The sequence below is a fragment of the Arthrobacter sp. CDRTa11 genome, assembly GCF_026427775.1.
Classification (GTDB): domain Bacteria; phylum Actinomycetota; class Actinomycetes; order Actinomycetales; family Micrococcaceae; genus Arthrobacter.
This window is the reverse complement of the sequence record NZ_CP044532.1, coordinates 4,236,428-4,254,333: the sequence shown is the minus strand read 5'-3', so window position 1 is coordinate 4,254,333 and position 17,906 is coordinate 4,236,428. Positions and strand designations below refer to the sequence as shown.

The 17,906-nt window shown below is 64.1% G+C and carries 15 protein-coding genes; 6 read left to right on the top strand and 9 right to left on the bottom strand.

Translation table 11 applies throughout. The annotated features are described in order from the left end of the window. The first annotated feature begins 28 nt into the window (after positions 1 to 28). Entirely contained in the window at positions 29 to 1,213 is a 1,185-nt protein-coding gene (locus tag F8G81_RS19305; RefSeq protein WP_267276249.1) for a MarP family serine protease, read from the top strand. Between the two features lie 45 nt (positions 1,214 to 1,258). On the opposite strand, the gene F8G81_RS19300 is transcribed toward F8G81_RS19305, so the two are convergent. The 6 genes from F8G81_RS19300 to F8G81_RS19275 all read right to left on the bottom strand — a co-directional run bounded on the left by F8G81_RS19300 (position 1,259) and on the right by F8G81_RS19275 (position 8,524). Continuing rightward, complete coding sequence (locus F8G81_RS19300; RefSeq protein ID WP_267276248.1) at positions 1,259 to 2,335, bottom strand: DUF2332 domain-containing protein; 1,077 nt, start codon at positions 2,333 to 2,335, stop codon at positions 1,259 to 1,261. 3 nt (positions 2,336 to 2,338) lie between these two features. Beyond that, entirely contained in the window at positions 2,339 to 2,803 is a 465-nt protein-coding gene (gene aroQ, locus F8G81_RS19295; protein WP_267276247.1) for a type II 3-dehydroquinate dehydratase, read from the bottom strand. A 95-nt stretch (positions 2,804 to 2,898) separates the two neighbouring features. Further along, positions 2,899 to 5,133, bottom strand: a complete 2,235-nt coding sequence (locus F8G81_RS19290) for an alpha-galactosidase (RefSeq protein WP_267276246.1) — start codon at positions 5,131 to 5,133, stop codon at positions 2,899 to 2,901. Between the two features lie 134 nt (positions 5,134 to 5,267). Next, on the bottom strand, positions 5,268 to 6,608 hold the full coding sequence (locus tag F8G81_RS19285) for an ABC transporter substrate-binding protein (RefSeq protein WP_267276245.1): 1,341 nt from the start codon (positions 6,606 to 6,608) through the stop codon (positions 5,268 to 5,270). An 85-nt stretch (positions 6,609 to 6,693) separates the two neighbouring features. Then, positions 6,694 to 7,638, bottom strand: a complete 945-nt coding sequence (locus F8G81_RS19280) for a carbohydrate ABC transporter permease (protein ID WP_267276244.1) — start codon at positions 7,636 to 7,638, stop codon at positions 6,694 to 6,696. A 10-nt stretch (positions 7,639 to 7,648) separates the two neighbouring features. Further along, on the bottom strand, positions 7,649 to 8,524 hold the full coding sequence (locus F8G81_RS19275) for a carbohydrate ABC transporter permease (RefSeq protein ID WP_267279300.1): 876 nt from the start codon (positions 8,522 to 8,524) through the stop codon (positions 7,649 to 7,651). Between the two features lie 301 nt (positions 8,525 to 8,825). Here F8G81_RS19275 and F8G81_RS19270 point away from each other — a divergent pair, with 301 nt between their 5' ends. Both F8G81_RS19270 and F8G81_RS19265 read left to right on the top strand, forming a co-directional pair. Further along, the gene (locus tag F8G81_RS19270; protein WP_267276243.1) at positions 8,826 to 10,028 is read left to right on the top strand and encodes a Gfo/Idh/MocA family protein; all 1,203 of its coding nucleotides are present in this window, start codon (positions 8,826 to 8,828) and stop codon (positions 10,026 to 10,028) included. Between the two features lie 14 nt (positions 10,029 to 10,042). Then, a complete protein-coding gene (locus F8G81_RS19265; protein ID WP_267276242.1) occupies positions 10,043 to 11,062 on the top strand; it encodes a LacI family DNA-binding transcriptional regulator in 1,020 nt (339 codons plus the stop codon). Here F8G81_RS19265 and F8G81_RS19260 read toward each other — a convergent pair. Together F8G81_RS19260 and acs are read right to left on the bottom strand one after the other, a co-directional pair. Then, positions 11,059 to 11,847 (bottom strand): DeoR/GlpR family DNA-binding transcription regulator, encoded by a 789-nt coding sequence (locus tag F8G81_RS19260; RefSeq protein ID WP_267276241.1) that lies wholly within the window; start codon positions 11,845 to 11,847, stop codon positions 11,059 to 11,061. The genes F8G81_RS19265 and F8G81_RS19260 overlap by 4 nt on opposite strands. A 94-nt stretch (positions 11,848 to 11,941) precedes the next feature. Further along, a complete protein-coding gene (gene acs, locus F8G81_RS19255) occupies positions 11,942 to 14,017 on the bottom strand; it encodes an acetate--CoA ligase (RefSeq protein ID WP_267279299.1) in 2,076 nt (691 codons plus the stop codon). 411 nt (positions 14,018 to 14,428) lie between these two features. On the opposite strand from acs, the gene F8G81_RS19250 reads away from it, so the two are divergent. The 3 genes from F8G81_RS19250 (at position 14,429) to F8G81_RS19240 (ending at position 17,513) form a co-directional block, all read left to right on the top strand. Then, a complete protein-coding gene (locus F8G81_RS19250; RefSeq protein ID WP_267276240.1) occupies positions 14,429 to 15,880 on the top strand; it encodes a hypothetical protein in 1,452 nt (483 codons plus the stop codon). Between the two features lie 188 nt (positions 15,881 to 16,068). Continuing rightward, complete coding sequence (nth, locus tag F8G81_RS19245; RefSeq protein WP_267279298.1) at positions 16,069 to 16,839, top strand: endonuclease III; 771 nt, start codon at positions 16,069 to 16,071, stop codon at positions 16,837 to 16,839. After that, positions 16,836 to 17,513 (top strand): NUDIX hydrolase, encoded by a 678-nt coding sequence (locus F8G81_RS19240; protein WP_267276239.1) that lies wholly within the window; start codon positions 16,836 to 16,838, stop codon positions 17,511 to 17,513. Before nth ends, F8G81_RS19240 begins: the two co-directional genes overlap by 4 nt. A gap of 111 nt (positions 17,514 to 17,624) precedes the next feature. Here the strand turns inward: F8G81_RS19240 and F8G81_RS19235 are convergent, their stop codons facing one another. Continuing rightward, positions 17,625 to 17,819 carry a YegP family protein gene (locus tag F8G81_RS19235; RefSeq protein ID WP_267276238.1) on the bottom strand — a complete coding sequence of 65 codons (195 nt, stop codon included), beginning with the start codon at positions 17,817 to 17,819 and terminating at the stop codon, positions 17,625 to 17,627. Positions 17,820 to 17,906: the final 87 nt, after the last annotated feature.

The following is a 17,906-nucleotide window of genomic DNA, read 5'->3' as shown; positions in this document are numbered from 1 at the left end:
GGTCTCAACCGTTTAATAAGGAGCCTGGGTGTTTGGCTTGACTGTTCTGGACCTGGTGCTGATCCTGGCGCTGCTGTCCTACCTGATCTACGGCCTGCGCAACGGCTTCCTGGTGACACTGGGCGGGATCGCGGGTTTCGCCGCGGGTGCCGTGGCGGCGTTTTTCGCCGTTCCCCTGGTCAGCGAATTCGTGGACGACTCCGCGTGGAGGCTTACTGCCATTGTGGCGTCCACGGTGGTACTGGTTGCTTTGGGGCACGGCCTGGGAACCATGATCGGGCGGAAAATCCGCGGCGCCGTGCGGATCACGCCGTTGCGTGCCGTGGACCGGCTGGTGGGCGGAGCTGCCAGTATGGTGGTCTCAGCCTTGGTTATGTCCATGCTCGCTTTCAGCATCAGTTCCCTGGGCGTACCGTTTGTGTCACAGCCGTTGGCCGAATCCAAGGTGATCCGGTTCATCGATGGGCTGACCCCCAATCCGGTGAAGGCCACCATGGCCCAACTCCGTTCAACGGTGATCGGCAACGGCATTCCTACCCTCCTTGAAGGCCTGGATCAGGGTGCGCCGTTGCCCGTTCCGAACGCCAGCACCGATACTCCTGCACTGAACCGGGCCGCCGAATCCGTGCTGAAAATCGCCGGCACAGCCTACGAGTGCGGCCAGAACCAGACAGGGAGCGGCTTTGTGGTTGCTCCCGGGCGCGTTGTGACCAACGCCCATGTTGTGGCGGGCGTGTCGCAGCCGGTGGTGGAGATCCTGAACGGCGGTGCCATGCCCGGGCGGGTGGTCTACTTCGACACCAAGAACGATCTCGCCGTCCTGGCGGTTGACGGCCTGCCCACGGAACCGCTGGCGCTCAGCCCGGACCTCCCGAACGGGAGCCCGGCTGCCTTCGCCGGATATCCCCATGGCGGCCCCTTCCAGTCCAAGCCCGCCACAGTCCAGGACATCACCACCGTGCTGGTCCCGGATATCTACGGCAACAATTCGTCCCCGGAGGAGATCTACCGACTGGCGGGAGATATCCAGCCGGGCAATTCCGGCGGGCCACTCCTGACCACGGACGGACTGGTTGCCGGGGTGATCTTCGCCAAGGCCACCTCGGACGCTGAGATGGGTTTCGCCATCACCATGGATGACCTCACGCCCGTTGCCGCCCAGGCAGCTGCGATGAACGCTCCGGTGTCCTCCGGACAGTGCATCCAGAAGTAGGCGTCAGGGCAGCACGGCTCCGGATTGATATCGCCTAAGCGGCATTCAGAGCCACTCGAGGCTTTGGCCATGGGGTCCCGTGACAGCCTCCGGAATGCCGTTGTGCGTGAGCAGGAATTTGCCCGCGATCAGCTGCGGATCCACCTCTGGCACCACGCTGGAACCATCCTCCTGGTCGATCACCATATGCCCTTCGTTGGACAGCCAGTGGGATCCCCTTGCTGCCGCCAACTGCCGGACGGTGCTGCGGAACCGGGATCTTCCCTCGGCGCTGAGATAGGCCATCACGGCACTGTGGAAAACCACCAGGGTGGTGTCCGCCGGTGCCTGGGCAGCCACGTCAACCAGCCGGTCGTTCAGGTCGCCAGCTATCAGGAGCGGTGGCTCGTCCCGGGCGATGGCCATAGCCTGGCGCAGCCTCCTGAGGCGGAACTCCTGCTCCGGCCAGATCAGCGCTTCCAGCCAGGCGACGTCGTCGGAATTCCTGATATCCAGCGGGTTCAGGTCAATACCTGCCCGCCAGGCGACGGGCGGGAGCCGGTCCGGCACGGGCACCGGGCCCGCGGTGGTGCACCGCAGGACAGGAGGCTCCACCTCCGTTCGGGACGGCTCCTCTGGGGAAAGCCGCGTGACGGAGGTACCGTCGTCGAACTCGTAGCTGTACCGGTCCGGAAACAGCCCCAGGCCGGCTGAGGCACCCACCTCCAGCAGCGCCAGGGGTCTGCCTTCGGCGGCTGCAATGGCGGCCAAGGAGGGCAGCAGGGTGGCGCAGCGGCCGGCCTCGTTGGTCTGCGTTGAACGAGAGAGGACGATCCGGCTGATGTCCGCCCAATGGTCTTCCAGAAATTGGCGGAACTCCTTGTAGGGTCCCACGCGGGCACCCAGATAGCGTGCGGCGGCCAGCAGCAGGTTGGGTTGGCGCTTATCGTGCGGCCACTGGTCGATCCGGGCGATCAGCTGCGGGTCGTCGGCCAGGCCCACTGTCCACTCGGCGTAGCAGGGGGAGGACCCGGGCGCTTCCACCAAACCAAAATGCCGGTACCAGGCCGCCGTGCGGCTGGCCGATGCGTCCCCGTCCGGGATGGATTCCGGCTCCTGCGGCAGCCCCTGGCCGGTGGCCATTGGCTACAGCGTTTCCGCCAGGTAGTCGATGGCGAGCCGGTAACCGAACACGCCGGCCCCTACGATGACCGCAGTGCAGACCGGGGAGAGGAAGGAGTGGTGCCTGAACTCCTCACGCTGGTGCACGTTGGTGATGTGGACTTCCACGGCGGGCAGCTGCACGGCGGCGAGTGCATCGCGGAGGGCAACGGACGTGTGGGTGAATGCCCCGGCATTAATGACAATTCCGACGGCGGTGCCCCGGGCAGCGTGGATGGTGTCCAGCAGGACACCCTCGTGGTTGGACTGGACGCATTCCGCGGTGAAGCCGTGGGCCTCGGCAGTGGTGCGCGCCAACTCCTCCACGTCTGCCAGCGTGGAGAGGCCGTATTTGTCCGGTTCACGGGTACCCAGGAGGTTCAGGTTGGGCCCGTTAATCACAAGGATGGTGCCGCGGCCGTCCGCGGCGGCGCTGGTGGCTTCAGTCATGGTTGCAAATCTAGCGCCTGGCCCGGCCCGCCGCGCATTCTTACGGCCTGAGTTTTCCATCAGGAGCGAAGGCGCGGCAGGCCAGGGAGCCCGGGCTACAGTGTGGTGAACTTCAGCAGGACGGCATGCTCCGGGTTGAGGATGGGCATGGGCAGGCCCACCTCGGCCAGGAAACGCCCGTTGACCTCGGCCCCGTCATTCAGCCAGGCCGGAGGCTGGACCTGTGTGTAGTTGTGGGCGTAGTCCGCATCCCCCGGCAGGGGGAAGATGGCTTCCACCCGGTAGTCGCGGTCAGGCTCGAGGCCGGGGACGGTGATCCGGCCGGGCTGCTCAGCGAACGCGGTGCGGGTACTGACCAGGGCGAACAGCGCCGCCGTCGTGCCTTGCACCGGTCCGGCCGAGGATGGGCCGGCAGGGGAGCCCGCAACCACACCGTGCAGGAGCAGGGAACCCTCGGCAAGGTCCGCGCGGACCATGCGCCCGGAGTGGATGAGGTCCCGGTGCTCCTTGTAAAGCCCGATGAATCGCTTGAGCTGCTCCCGCTCGGCACCCTGGACCTCGCGGACGTCCCACTCCATGCCGAAGTGGCCAAACAGGGCAGTGATGGCCCGGAAGGACAGATGGTGGGTACGGGCAGTGGTGTGCGAAGTGGTGGGGCCGATGTGCGCGCCCACCAGTTCCGGCGGAACCACCAGCCCGGTCCAGCGCTGGATGGTCTGACGTTCCAGGGCGTCATTGCAGTCCGAGGCCCAGATCCGGTCCGTCCGTTCCAGGATGCCAAGGTCCACGCGGGCGCCGCCCGAAGAGCAGCTCTCGATCTCGACGCCGGGATGCGCCTTCTTGAGCTCGTCAAACAGGCGGTAGGCGGCCAGAGTCTGTTCATGCACCGAGGCGCGTCCGGCATGGCCGTGCTCCATCAGGTCCCTGTTCTGGTCCCACTTGAGGTAGCTGATGTTGTACTTCGTGAGCAAGGCGTCTATCCGGTCGAAAATGTATTGCCAGGCTTCCGGGTTCACCAGATCCAGGATGTGTTGGAACCGCCACTCCAGCGGGAGCCGGCCGCCGTCCTTGTGCGAGAGTGCGGAGGGGCCCACAATCCATTCGGGGTGTTCCCGGGCGATGTCCGAGTCCAGATTGACCATTTCCGGTTCCACCCACAGGCCGAATTCCATCCCTCGCGAGGTGACAGTCTCGACCAGCGGCGTGAGGCCCCGGGGCCAAAGGGAATCGTCAACGTACCAGTCGCCCAGCCCGGCACGGTCCGTGCGGCGCCCGCGGAACCAGCCGTCGTCGAGCACAAATCGCTCCACCCCCAGCTCGGCCGCCGAGTCAGCGAGTTCGATCAGCGTGTCAATGTCATGGTCAAAATAGACGGCTTCCCAAGTGTTAAGCACAACGGGCCTTGCTTTGCCGTTACTGCTCTTGCCGGCAGCGGCGGGTGCGGCAGGCAGGACGTGGTGCGGGCGGGACCTGAACCAGCTGTAGAACGCTTCGCTGACGCCGTCCAGGCCACGGTCAGAGTAGGCCGCGAACAACGCAGGGGTGGTGTAGCTGCCGCCGGGCTGGAGGATGACTTCCGCGGGGCCCAGGAGCTCTGAACCACCGATCATGGTGCGGCCATCGGCGATGCTGTCCGCGAACTGTTCGTGGTTTCCGCTCCAGGCCAGATGCGTGGCCCACACCTTGCCATGGCGGTTGCCGAACGCTTCGGTGCCGGCTGCGAACAGGAGCGAGGAATCGTGCCCGGTGCGGCCGTGCCGTCCGGTCCGCACCCACGTTCCCTGCTGGAGGGAGCGGCGCTGCGGGTGGCGTTCCCGGCACCAGCGTCCCGTGAGGTCAAGAAGCTCGACGGCGTCCGGCGCCACCGGCAGGACCGTGGCCAGTTCGTCGAGCTGGTAGGGGGAGGAGCCGTCGTTGGTGAGTGTGTGGCGCAGCTCCAGCAGACCGCCGTCGTGCAGTTTTATGGACGTCTCAACCGTGATGCCGGCGTCGGGATCTGCTTGGAGGATGGCGGCGGAGGCGCCTTCGCTTGCGGACCCGGAGCTGGCGGAGGTGGTGCGGAGGCGGGCCGAGAAATCGTAGCCGGGGACTCCGTCAGCGATTCGATGGCCGCGGAGTGCCGGCCTGCCGCGCCAGCTGGAGGACGCCTGCGGCAGGAGCCCGGCGGTGACCGTTGCGTCCACAGCCGAGTGCGGGATGGGTTCGCCAAGGATGGCTAAGTCCGGAAGGCTGGCGCCAAGATCGGCGCCCCAATGGATAATCTCGGCCTCCCCGCTGTTGAAGCTGATCACCAGGCTGGTGCCGGTGGTACGGAGGTAGAGCGGATCCATAGGTATGTCTCTTTCGGTCTGGTTGCTGTTGTGTTGCTGTTACGTGTGGTGGTCCGGATGCCGCCGTCGCAAGGAGGAAACGGCGGCATCCGGACCGGGTGGCTGCGGCCACACCCGCAGCCACGATGTGGGCCCTACTTGAAGAGGGCGTTGACCTGCTCGTTCGCCTCGGAAAGTGAGCTAGCAGGCTTCTTGCCGTAGAGCACAGCGTCCATCGCAGGCTTCATGATGCCCGTGACCTTGGCGGACTTGTCTGCGATCGGGAAGAGGAACGTGGTGTCGTCCTTGACGTGGGTGGTGAAGGCGCTGACGTCAATGCCCTTGGCCTCGAACGCCTTGGCGGCAAGTTCGGAGGAGGTGGAGATGGCTGGGAACACTACTGCCTTGGAGGCCACAACGTCCTGGCAGTCGGTGGAGGCGAGGTACTCCACCCACTTGACGGAGGCGGCGGGGTTCTTGGTGCCGGCCCAAATGGAGTCGGCCAGGCCGTTGAACATGCTGGCCCGCTTGCCGTCCGGTCCCTCAGGGGTGGGGGCAATGCCGGTCTCGACTCCCTTGTAGCTGGTGTACTGGCCGATCATCCAGGAACCGCCGGTGTTGATGGCGGCTTTGCCTGCGCCGAAGTTGTCGGACACGCTTGCACCCACGGTGGTCTCAAGTTTGGGCATGTAGCCCTTCTCAACCAGCCCGGCCCACCAGGCGATGGTTTCCTGGAACTTCGGGTCGTCATAGTTGAACTTGGTGCCCCACGGGTTCTTGTCCGTGTGGGTCCAGCCCATGGTGGCGCTGAGGAAGCTCCACTGGGTCTGGCCATCCCCGGCACCGGAGTTTTCCAGTCCCAGGCCGTAAACGGCCACGTTGTTCTTGTCGAAGCCGGCTTCGTCGCCGCGCACACCGTTGCTGTCCACGGTCAGGTGGGCGATGGCCTTTTCGTAGCTGCCGCCATCCTTCGGATTCCAGTCGAGGCTCTTCAGCTGCCCTTCGGTGTAGCCGCCGTCGGCCACCAGCTTCTTGTTGTAGAACATGGCGACGGTATCCCAGTCCTTGGGCAGTCCGTAGCGCTTGCCGTCCTGGCCGACCCAAAGATCGCTCAGGCCCTTGTTGTAGATGTCCAGGTCAAGCTTGTCGTTCTTGACGGCATCGTCCAGCGCGAGGAGCTGCTTCGTGGAGGCGAACTCGGGGTACTTTGCCAAGTGGTCGGTAAAGACGTCCGGGGCGGTTCCGGCAACAAACCCGTTGGTCAGGGTGGTCCAGTAATCGTCCCAGCCGCGCTGGGTGATCTTGACCTTGATGTCCGGGTTGGCCTTGGTGAAATCGTCAGCACACTGCTGGTATGCCGGGAGCTGGTTGGCATCCCAGAGCCAGTAGTTGATCTCACCCTTTGCCTCGGTGGAGGCCGGAGCTGGCGCGCCGCAGGCAGACAGGGACAGGGCAAAGGCGGCGGCAGCAGCGGCGACGCCAAGGGATTTTTTCATGGTGGGCCTTTCGGTTCGGGCAGGGAGTAACGGGGAAATAAACGGAAGGGTGAAACAGCGGAACGGATGGAACAGGTACGGGGGCCTATTTGACGCCGGAGAAGCCGATGGAATTCACTACCTTCTTGCCGAAGGCGATGAACAGCAGGAGAACGGGGAGAGCGGCGATGAGGGTGGCCGCCATGAGGCCGCTCCAGTCGGGAGCACCTTGTGGCGACTGGGACTTGAAGACACCCAGGCCTACAGTGAGGACCCGGACGCTTTCGTCCTGGCCCACCAGCAGTGGCCAAAAGTACTCGTTCCACGTGCCGATGAATGTGAGGAGTGCCAGCGTGGCCAGGGGGGCAGCAGCGTTGGGCAGCACGATCTGGAAGAAGATGCGGAACTTATGGGCGCCGTCCAGCATGGCTGCCTCTTCAACTTCCCTGGACATGCTCATGAAGAACTGGCGCAGGAAGAAGATGGCGAAGGGTGTCATGAACAGGAAGGGCAGGATGATGCCGGCGTAGGTGTTCAGCAGTCCCAGGTTCTTGATCATCAGGAAGTTGGGCAAGGCTGTGAAGATCGGCGGCACCATCATGGTAGCCAGGAACAGGGCGAACACTTTCTCCCTGCCCGGCCAACGCAGCCGTGAGAAGGCATAGGCGGCCATGGCGCTGAAGAAAACCTGCCCGGCCGTCACCAGTGTGGAAACGATGATGGAGCTTCGGAGGTACCACCAGAAGTTGATGGCCGCTCCGGAACCCCCTTCTGCTAGGGCTTCCTCAGGGGTTTGCAGGCCCATGACGCGTTTGAAGGCGCCCCAGCTGAAATCGGCGGGCAGGAGGTTTCCTGCGTTGGAAGCGAGGGAGTGGTTACTTGAAAGGGCCGTGCGAAGCATCCAAAGGAACGGTGCAATAGTGACGATCAACGCGATGACCACAAGGGCCCAGGCGCCGGCGCGGCCCCAGTTGAACGGCTTGCGTGGCTTGATGATTGCAGCCCGGGTTGGACTGCCGGCGTCTTGCAGGGAAGGAGTCGAGGTAGTCATTGCGGGGTCCTTAGTCCAGGTCCGAGTCGTTGCCCTTGAGGAACTTCATTTGCACGAAGGCCACCAGAGCGAGGATGACAAAGAGAATGACAGACAGTGCGGAGGCGTACCCGAAGTCCGACTCGGTGAAGGCCTTTTGGTAGATGTACATCTGGATGACGCGGGAGGCGTTGACGGGACCGCCGCCTGTGGTGATAGCCACTGTGTCGAAAACCTGGAACGATCCGATCACCGTGACTACCAACACCAGCACCAATACCGGGCGCAGGAGCGGGATGGTGATGCCCCAGAAGGTCCTGGTTGGTGACGCACCATCGAGGGATGCCACTTCATAGACGTGCTGCGGAATGGCCTGGAGTCCGGCGAAGATCAGCAGGGCGGTGTAGCCCATGTGGCGCCACACGTTGACGGCGGCGATAGTCGGGATGGCCCATTGCTCGCTTCCGAAGAAGGCGATCCGCGGCAGGCCCATCCAATTGATGACTTCATTGACGATGCCCAACTGATAGTCCAGCATCCAGAACCAGAGGAGCGCAACGATGACGTTGGCCACGAGGAACGGCATCAGCAGGGCGCCACGGATGAGTGTTGACTTCGCCACGCGGTGCATCAGGAGTGCCAGGCCAAGCGCAATAACTGTCTGGAAACCAATGTTGATGGCCACGTACTGCACGGTGACAGCCATGGAGTTCCAGAACAGTTCATCGGCGAAAATCGTGGTGTAGTTCTTGATGCCGATCCAGGTGGGGTCCCCCAGGATGCTGTATTCGGTAAAGCTGAGGTAGACGCCGCGGATGGTGGGGATCAGGAAGAAGACCACGAAGCCGATCATCGCGGGGAGGATGAAAATCAACGCCATCTTCAGGTCGCCCAGTTGATGGATCATGCTCTTTTTGTCTGTACTGCCTTTTTTTCCTGCTTTGGGTCCAGCTGCCCGGCCCGCCGGGTCCCGTTGCTGCTTGGTAAGGGTGGTCATCTTCGACCCTTCCTGACTGTGAGGTGGGTAACAACTAGAGGCGAATCTACACGAGTAGATTTAGTCCAGCAAGTATTTCTTTGGATTTTCTTTGAGAAGTTTTCCCGCCGGTCTTCAGCTGTTGACTCGAGTAGATTCGGGTGAAACACTGGCAAGTCATGGGAGAGCGCTTCCCCGGCAAACACCTGGAATCACTTACGGAAGGCAGACAATGACGTTTTCAATAGGCGTAGTAGGGGTGGGCCAGTTCGGTGGCCAATTCGCCCACCTGTTCCAGCTCCACCCGGGAGTCGACGCCGTGTACGTGGTGGATGAGCTTCCGGAGCGCGCGGCGGAAGCTGCAGACCGCCTGCATCTCACAGGGGTTAAGGCCGATTTCGACGAACTTCTTGCCTCCGACGTCGATGCCGTGGCTATTTTCACGCAGCGCTGGACCCATGGTCCCTTGGTGGAGCAGGCGCTCCGCGCCGGCAAGCACGTCTACTCCGCCGTACCGATGGCCATATCAGAGGACGAGATCGCCCGAATCATCGAGGCCGTCAGGGACACGGGCCTGGTCTACATGATGGGGGAGACCAGCTACTACAACCCCGCCACCGTCTACGCCCGGAAGCAGCTGGCTGCCGGAAAGTTCGGCCGCATCTTCTACTCCGAAGGCGACTACGTCCACGACATGGACCTTGGCTTCTACGACGCCTACCAGTACAGCGGAGGCGAACGGTGGAAGGAAACCGCCAGCTACCCTCCCATGCTGTACCCCACCCATGCTGTGGGCGGCGTGCTGGGTGCCATCCCCGCGCATGCGGTCAGCGTCAGCTGCGTCGGGGTCAAGGACGACCGCAATGATGGCGTTTTCGACAAGGACGTCAGCATGTTCGGCAATGATTTCTCCAATGCCACCGCCCTCTTTGAACTTAACGACGGCGGAGTCATGCGGACCAACGAGATGCGCCGGGTGGGCTACCCGTCCCACATCCGGGAGTCCCGGTTCCGGTTCTTTGGCACGGACGCCAGCTTTGAACAGCTGGCAAAGGTCACGGTGTGGCAGGACAAGGAAAACGTCCATGACATTTCCGAGCAGATGGAGACCCGGCCCAGCATGTCCCTGGACGACCCGTCGCTGGCAAACGTTGCAGCGGAGCTGCGAGACGCCTTTGTTTCGGGTCTCTCGCCTGTCCATGACGCCGAACGGCTTCCCGAGGAATTCCGCGGCGCCCCGAACGGACACGAGGGCAGCCATCACTTCCTGGTGGACGACTTCGTGACGGCGGTTAATAGCCGTACGATGCCGCCCGTCAACGCCTGGGTTGCTGCCCGGTTCACGCTTCCCGGCATCGTGGCACATGAATCAGCTCTCAACGGCGGCGCGCGCCTGCCTATCCGGGACTTTGGCGATGCCCCCGCAAGTCTCTAGCTAGGATCTAAGTCATGAGCAGTCCCACTGTGCAGGCTCCACGCGGCCCGGTAACCCGCAAGGACGTTGCCCGCTATGCTGGCGTCAGTACCGCCGTCGTCAGCTATGTCGTGAACGGTGGCCCTAAGAAAGTGGCTCCGGCAACGGAAGCCAAAGTCCAGGATGCCATCCGGGTATTGGGGTACCGTCCCAATGCCGCCGCCCGCGCCTTGAAGCTGGGTTCCAGTGAAACCATCGGCCTCGTGATCCCGGATAACAGCAACCCGTTCTTCTCCTTGCTCTCCCATGCGGTGGAGGACGCGGCCGCCGAGTGTGGTTATGCCCTGGTTCTGACAAATTCTGATGGAAGCGTGGCAAAGGAGCGACGTCATATCCGAAACCTGGCCGCCCGGCAGGTGGACGGTGTGGTGCTGGCCAGCGTGCTGTTTGAGCCGGACCTTGTTGAGCTGGACAACGCGGATATTCCGACGGTGCTGCTGAACCATGGGGACGCTGCGCCGGGTTTCAGCAGCGTGGGTGTGGATTTGGCCGCCGGCGCTCGGATCGCCGTCGAGCATCTGATTGGTCATGGCCACACTAATATTGGCCTGGCCATGGGTACTAACACAGCCAATGACTTGGACGGCCGTGAAAAAGGATGGCTTGCGGCACTCTCGGATGCTGGACTATTGGAGGGGCCGATCGTGCGCGGGCCCTTTTCACGGGCAGGTGGCTACGCTGCCGGTCAGCGGCTGCTGTCGTCCGCGAACAGGCCGACGGCGATTTTCGCCAGCTCTGACATGCAAGCGATAGGTATTCTCCGGGCAATTCACGAGGCCGGCATATCTGTTCCCGGGGACATCGCGTTGACTTCCTTCGACGGATCGGTCGAAGCAGAGTACAGCTGGCCGGCACTAACCACCGTGGAACAGCCGGTCAAGGCCATGGCCGAAGCCGCCGTCAGTGCCTTGGTAGGGGACCACCGCGGTAAGCCTGCGGGGCACCGGCAGTTTCCCACGAGGCTGCTCATTAGGCAGTCCTGCGGCTGCCCCTAAGCTGACGCGATCCGGACCTTGCCGATTCGCTCGCCAAGGATCCGTTGGGCGTCCATGCCCAATCCGGAGTCGGTGACGATCTCGTCAGCCTCATCCAGGGAGGCGATGCTGCTGATTCCCAGCAGCCCCCATTTGGTGTGGTCCGCGAGGACAACCACCTTGCGGGCGGCGGCCACAAAGGCGCGGTCCGTTTCCGCTTCCAACAGGTTCGGAGTGGTGAAACCGGCCTCCGGGTCCATGCCGTGGACGCCGAGGAACAAGACGTCCAGGTGCAGTTGCTTTAGTGCTCCCGTGGCGATGGGGCCCACCAACGCATCCGACGGCGTCCGCTCCCCGCCGATCAGGATCACCGTGGAGCCGAAGCGGGCTGTTCCGGCCGAGGCGCCGTGATGGAACAGATCCGCAATCCGCATCGAATTGGTCACCACGGTGATCCGCGGACCGTTGACCAGTTCCTGCGCCAGCGCCCAGGTAGTGGTTCCTGCGCTCAGCCCAATGGCCATGCCTTCCTGGACCAGGCCGGCCGCCTCCTGGGCTATGGCCCTTTTCTCTGCCGTCAGCTGGGTGGACTTGAGCTCGAAGCCCGGCTCGTGGGTGCTGGGGTCACCTGGAAGCTTGGCGCCGCCATGGATGCGTTCCAGCCGGCCGCCTTCCTCCAGGAGCTCAATATCCCGCCGCACCGTCATGAGTGAAACACCCAGCTGCTGCGCCAGATCCGAGACCCGCACAACCCGCTCGCGCTGGACAGCGTCCACAATGGCCTGATGACGTGCAGCGGGGAGCATCTAAACATTCCTTAAAGCCAGCGGACGGGGCTGCACCAAGCATACGGCGACGGCGCCGCCCACGATGGTGAGCGACGCCGTCCCCGTCACGCTTCTATTTCCTGAGGCTTGCCGCGATCTGGGCCATGACGGTGTTGTCAGCCAGGGTAGTGGCGTCGCCGGGGTCGCGGCCTTCTGCGACGTCCTTGAGGAGGCGTCGCATGATTTTGCCGGAACGGGTCTTGGGCAGTTCGGGCACCACGAGGATGGTTTTGGGTTTGGCGATGGGGCCGATTTCCTTGCCCACGTGGTTCCGGAGTTCCTGCACGATCGTGTCGCCGGAGTCCACGGCGTCACCGCGGAGGATGACAAACGCGACGACGGCCTGGCCGGTGGTTTCGTCCGCTGCCCCGACGACGGCTGCCTCGGCCACGGAGGGATGGGAGACCAGTGCTGATTCAATTTCGGTGGTGGAGAGCCGGTGACCGGACACGTTCATCACGTCATCCACCCGGCCCAGGAGCCAGATGTCGCCGTCGTCGTCTTTTTTGGCTCCGTCGCCGGCGAAGTACATGTTTTCAAAGCGCGACCAGTAGGTGTCCTTGAAGCGCTGGGGGTCACCCCAGATGCCGCGGAGCATGGCCGGCCACGGCTCGCGGATGACCAGGAATCCGCCGTGCCCGTTGGGGACTGACTCGCCGAGTTCGTCCACGACGTCCACGGCGATGCCGGGCAGCGGTGTTTGCGCTGAGCCTGGCTTGGTGGCGGTGACGCCGGGCAGCGGAGCGATCATTTGCGCGCCGGTCTCTGTCTGCCACCAGGTGTCCACGATCGGGGCGGGATGGTCCTTGCGTTCGCCGTTCTTGCCGGCGTTTGCGCCAATGACCTCGCGGTACCACATCCACGCTTCGGGGTTGATGGATTCGCCTACCGAGCCCAGCACCCGGATGGAGGACAGATCGTACTTGTCCGGGATCTCCCGTCCCCATTTCATGAAGGTGCGGATGGCGGTGGGTGCGGTGTACAGGATGGAGACCTTGTACTTCTCCACGATCTCCCACCAGCGGCCCTGGTGCGGGGAATCGGGGGTGCCTTCGTACATGACCTGGGTGGCGCCGTTGATCAGGGGCGCATAGGCGACGTAGGAGTGGCCGGTGACCCACCCGACGTCGGCCGTGCACCAGTACACGTCCGTTGCCGGGTGCAGATCGAAGACTGCCTTGTGGGTGTACGCGGTCTGGGTGAGGTACCCGCCGGTGGTGTGCAGGATGCCCTTTGGCTTGCCGGTGGTGCCGGAGGTGTAGAGGATGAACAGTGGGTGCTCGGAGTCATGGCCGACGGCGGTGTGCCGGGTTGAAGCGGCCTCAACGGTGTCGGCCCACCAGTGGTCCCGGCCCTCGTGCCAGTCCACGTCCTGGCCGTTGCGTTTGACCACCACCACGTTCTGCACGCTGTGGCCATCGGCGGACAGCGCCTGGTCCACCGCGGGCTTCAGTGCGCTGGGCTTGCCGCGGCGGTACGTGCCGTCGGCCGTGACCACCAGCTTGGCTTCGGCGTCCTCGATCCGGGACCGCAGCGCGTCAGCGGAGAAACCACCGAACACCACCGAATGCACCGCACCGATCCGGGCACAGGCCAGGAGCGTAATGACAGCCTCGGGGATCATCGGCAGGTACACCGCCACCCGGTCACCCTTGGAAACGCCGAGTGACTCAAAAGCGTTCGCGGCTTTCTTGACCTCGTCGGTGAGCTGGGCGTACGTATAGGTGCGCGTGTCGCCGGGTTCGCCCTCGAAATAGATGGCTACCCGGTCCCCAAGGCCGTTCTCCACGTGCCGGTCCAGCGCGTTATAGGCGGCGTTGACCTCCCCGCCCACAAACCACTTCGCGAACGGCGGGTTGGACCAGTCCAGGGCCTGCGTGAAGTCTTTGTTCCAGGTGAGCAGCTCGCGTGCCTTCTGAGCCCAAAAACCCGGCCGGTCGGCGTCGGCCTCTTCATATTCGGCTGCGGTGACAACGGCGTCAGCAGCGAATTCCGGAGTGGGCGCGAAGGCCCGCGTCTCGTGCAGCAGGTTTTCAAAGGCGTCACCTGGCTGATCTGTCTGCTGGCTGCCCTGCTGACTTTCCTGCCGACTTTCCTGGGGTGCGGCGTCGGCTTCGGTAACCGTGGTGCTGGGGTTGTCCTGGGACATGGTGAACCTCATCATTCATCGATTCTTGCTGCGCGGCGTGCCGTCACCGGCCCGCTGCATCGCCACGTGCACGACGGCGGGCAGCGGCTGATCACGGACATTCCGCAAAGAGCTGTTCCTCAATCAACACTAATGCTTGATTCCCCGGCCGTGTGGGCGCTGTCACACAGACCCCCATGAGCGGCGTTTATTAAGCGGTGAATGGTCACCCAGCGCTCCTGCCGATGCCGCCGCTCCGGCCGCTCGGCTAGTGATCGGCCATGCGGTTGACTAGGCTGAAACTGAATTGTGACTTTCCACGGAGCCGTCCGGACGGGCACACCACGTGCCTTCATCCGGCCGGTGCCGCTGTTTCAGACGGCACAGTTTGGGTCGAAACCGTCCCGGGCGCCGCCACGCTAAGGAGAACAAATGAACCAGCAGAGCTTCGGCCAGAAACTTGGCCAGAAACTTGGCCGCGCCACAGAGGCCGGGCCTGGTGGCACGTCCGCAGGCGGTGCGGGTGCAGGAACCGACGGCGGGCCAGGAGCCAGCGGTCCCCGGACCACTGCCAAACCCGGCACCACCAACCAGGCTGTCCTGGGGCCGTTCACGGTTCGCGATCTGGCGGTTTTTGCCGCCACGCTGATTCTCTTCGTGGCTTCGCTGCTGCCGATATTTGGCGGCCGGTTTAACCTCTGGAACGCCGGCAGCCTGTTTTTCCTTGGCCTGGGAATGGTCCTGCCGCTGATCGTGAGCGCACTTTTTGCCGCCCGCCGGCTGGCGCCCGCCACACGGATCCGGATCGGTTCGCTGTCCATTGACCAGTTCGCGTCCGTGGTGGCCTCCTTCGCCGTGGCGTTCTTCTTCCTGACGGTGGCAAGCGCCTACGCCCACAGCCTGCTGGTGGGCCTCATCGGCGCCGTGGTCCTGTTTGCCGCCACCGTGCTGGCCCGGTTCATTCCGTATTTTGCCGGCGACTTCCTGGGCCGTAAGGAATCACCTGCCCACGTGCTGGCCCGGGAATCCGCTGTTCCCCTGCCGAAGCCGCACACGCCGAAGGCTCCCAAGCCTGCCGCAGCTGCCCACCATGAAGCTGTTAATCCGCACGCAACTCCTCACTCCTACGGAACTGCGGGCCCGCAGGCAGCGCCTGTCGCGACCGGTGCTGCCGCCGGAAGCTCTGCGTCACAGGTGGGGGCACCCGCCGCCCACGCAGGATCATCGGCGGTGCCCTCGGCCACTTCCCCCACCGGGGCGGTGCCTGCTGCTGCCGGATCCGGAACCGTCCCCGCCGCGGCCGGGGCGGGAAGTGCTGCGGCAGTATCTTCGGCAGCCGAAATGACGGAGTGGTCAGTTGCGGGTGACCGCACCCCTGCAACCCAGGCAGCCTACGTCGTGCCTCCGGCTTCCAGGGCCTCCGCAGCGGAGGAAACCCAAGCGGGGAACATCCCGACGGCGGCTGCCGGGGCGGCCGCAACAGGTGGAGTTATGGCTGGAACCGCAGCGTCCGGCAGCGCGACTGCCGGCACTTCGGCTTCGGGCACGTCGGCACCAGAGGCTGCCGGATCACCGGCAGCTTGGGAGCCTGCCCCCGCAACCGTGGTGCATCAGCAGGTCCGGAGCCAGGAGCCCATCGGAGCCACAGTGGATCCGGCAAGCCGCCCTGAGGAATCGGACGAACTGCCGGTCCACGAGGCCTTCTGGTTCGCCGTCGCGCAGCACCGAACTGCGTTTGACCCCCAAACCGGCGCCCCGGCGTTTGTGATTGAACCCGGCGGCTGGGTATTGGCTTTGGAGGACCGCGGGCACGAGTTCCTGGTTCAGCACACCGACGGGCGTCTTGGCGTGCTGCGCGACCTCAGCAACATCGAGCGCGGGTAGCAGGGACCGTGCCGGCTTCCCGTACCCCCAAAGCCGCTGCCGCCACCGCAGCTGCCGCAGCGTCCGGCGCTGTGGCGGGAGCGGCAGTGGCCGGTGCAGTGGTGGCTGGTGCGGCCGTGGCCGCTGCGGTTGCCGGCGCTGCAGTTACTGGTACTGCCGGGGCCGGCCCGCGGGTCTCATCGGAGTCCTTGCTGGCCCTCAAGCGCAGGGCGCGACGGATCAACCGGGCCCTGGCAGAGAAGTATCCCTACGCCCACGCTGAACTTGATTTCCGGAATCCGCTGGAACTGCTGGTTGCCACAGTTCTGTCGGCGCAGACTACCGACGTCACCGTCAACCAGATCACTCCGCTGCTCTTTGCGCGGTACCCGGATGCGCGCAGTCTTGCCGAGGCAGACCCGGCGGACCTGGAAGCGATCATCAAACCGACAGGGTTTTTCCGGGCGAAAACCCGGAATCTGATTGCCCTGGCCACCCGACTCGTGGACGACTTCGACGGTGTTGTGCCGGGACGGCTCGATGACCTGGTGACACTGCCTGGGGTGGGACGCAAGACAGCCAACGTGGTCCTGGGCAATGCCTTCGGGATTCCTGGAATCACCGTGGACACCCATTTCGGCCGCCTGGCCCGCCGTTTCGGCTGGACCACGTCAGAGGATCCTGTCCAGATTGAATTCGACGTGGCGGAACTCTTTGAGCCAAAGGATTGGACCATGCTCTCCCACCGCGTGGTGTTCCACGGGCGGCGGGTGTGCCATTCACGGAAGCCGGCATGCGGTGCGTGTCCCGTGGCCAACTGGTGTCCCAGCTACGGGCTTGGTGAAACAGATCCTGCCAAAGCGGCCAAACTCCTGAAATACGAACTCGCACCGGGCAGCGAGCCACTCCTGGAAAAGCTGCTCGCTGAAACGCACCGGGCCGCCGAGATCCGGATGGAATCCCAGAAGAGAAGTCCGTGAGCGCCCGGCAGGATCTGATCGACCTGGTGCGAAGGACCGAATCCGGGACCGCACCCGAACCCAACGCGCTCTGGGCCACCCTTACTGTGGATGAAAGCATTGCCCGCAGGGCCGCGGTCCTGATGCTGTTTGGCGTGCTGGACAACGTCCCCGCTTCCTCAGGGAAGGCCCTGGCGCCCGCGGATCTGGACGTCCTGCTGCTGGAACGTGCGCACACGCTGGACTCGCATCCCGGCCAGGTGGCGTTTCCGGGCGGCACCATCGACCCCAACGAATCCCCGGTTGCTGCCGCCCTGCGGGAGGCGGAAGAGGAAACCGGGCTGGACGCCACGGGCGTCGAAGTCCTGGGAACCCTCCAGGAACTGGGGCTGGCCCGGAGCAACTTCCTGGTCACACCGGTGGTGGGCTGGTGGGCGTCGCCGTCGCCCGTGCGGGTGGTGGACTACGCCGAATCCGCACAGGTGTTCCGGATCCCGGTCCGCGACCTGCTGGACCCGGACAACCGCGTCATGTCCACCGTCAGCCGGGGCGGCCGGACTTTTAACAGCCCGGCCTTCACGGTTAACGGTGTCCTGGTGTGGGGCTTTACCGGGATGGTGCTGACGGGACTCTTCGAGCAGCTGGGATGGGCGGTCCCGTGGGACCGCACCCGCCTGCACGTGATAGACATCTAAGCCGGTCCGGGCACTCTTTCACGGGCCAGCCTTCAGCTCTTTCACGGGCCAGCCTTCAGGGGGCCTGCGCCAACAGGGGTCCCCGTCTGACGATGTCTGCTGCGACGTCCGCTACGACTGTGTCTGTTGCCGCAGATCGACCACTATTCCAGTAGCAGCATTTTCGCGCATTGCCTTGATGCCCTCAAGCAGTGCGCTGACATGTTTAAAGTTCGGCGAAACCGCCACGATGTTCCCCTCCGCGTCTGTGAGCCGGAGCCTGTAGGACTCGTCGCCAACACGGTGAATTTCGAACCTGCCCGCCATAAGCCGGACCTCCCCTGGGTATGCTTCTTTGCAATTCCGGTGGACCGTGCTGCTACAGTCACGAGTCCGACTGTAACGTGATCCCCG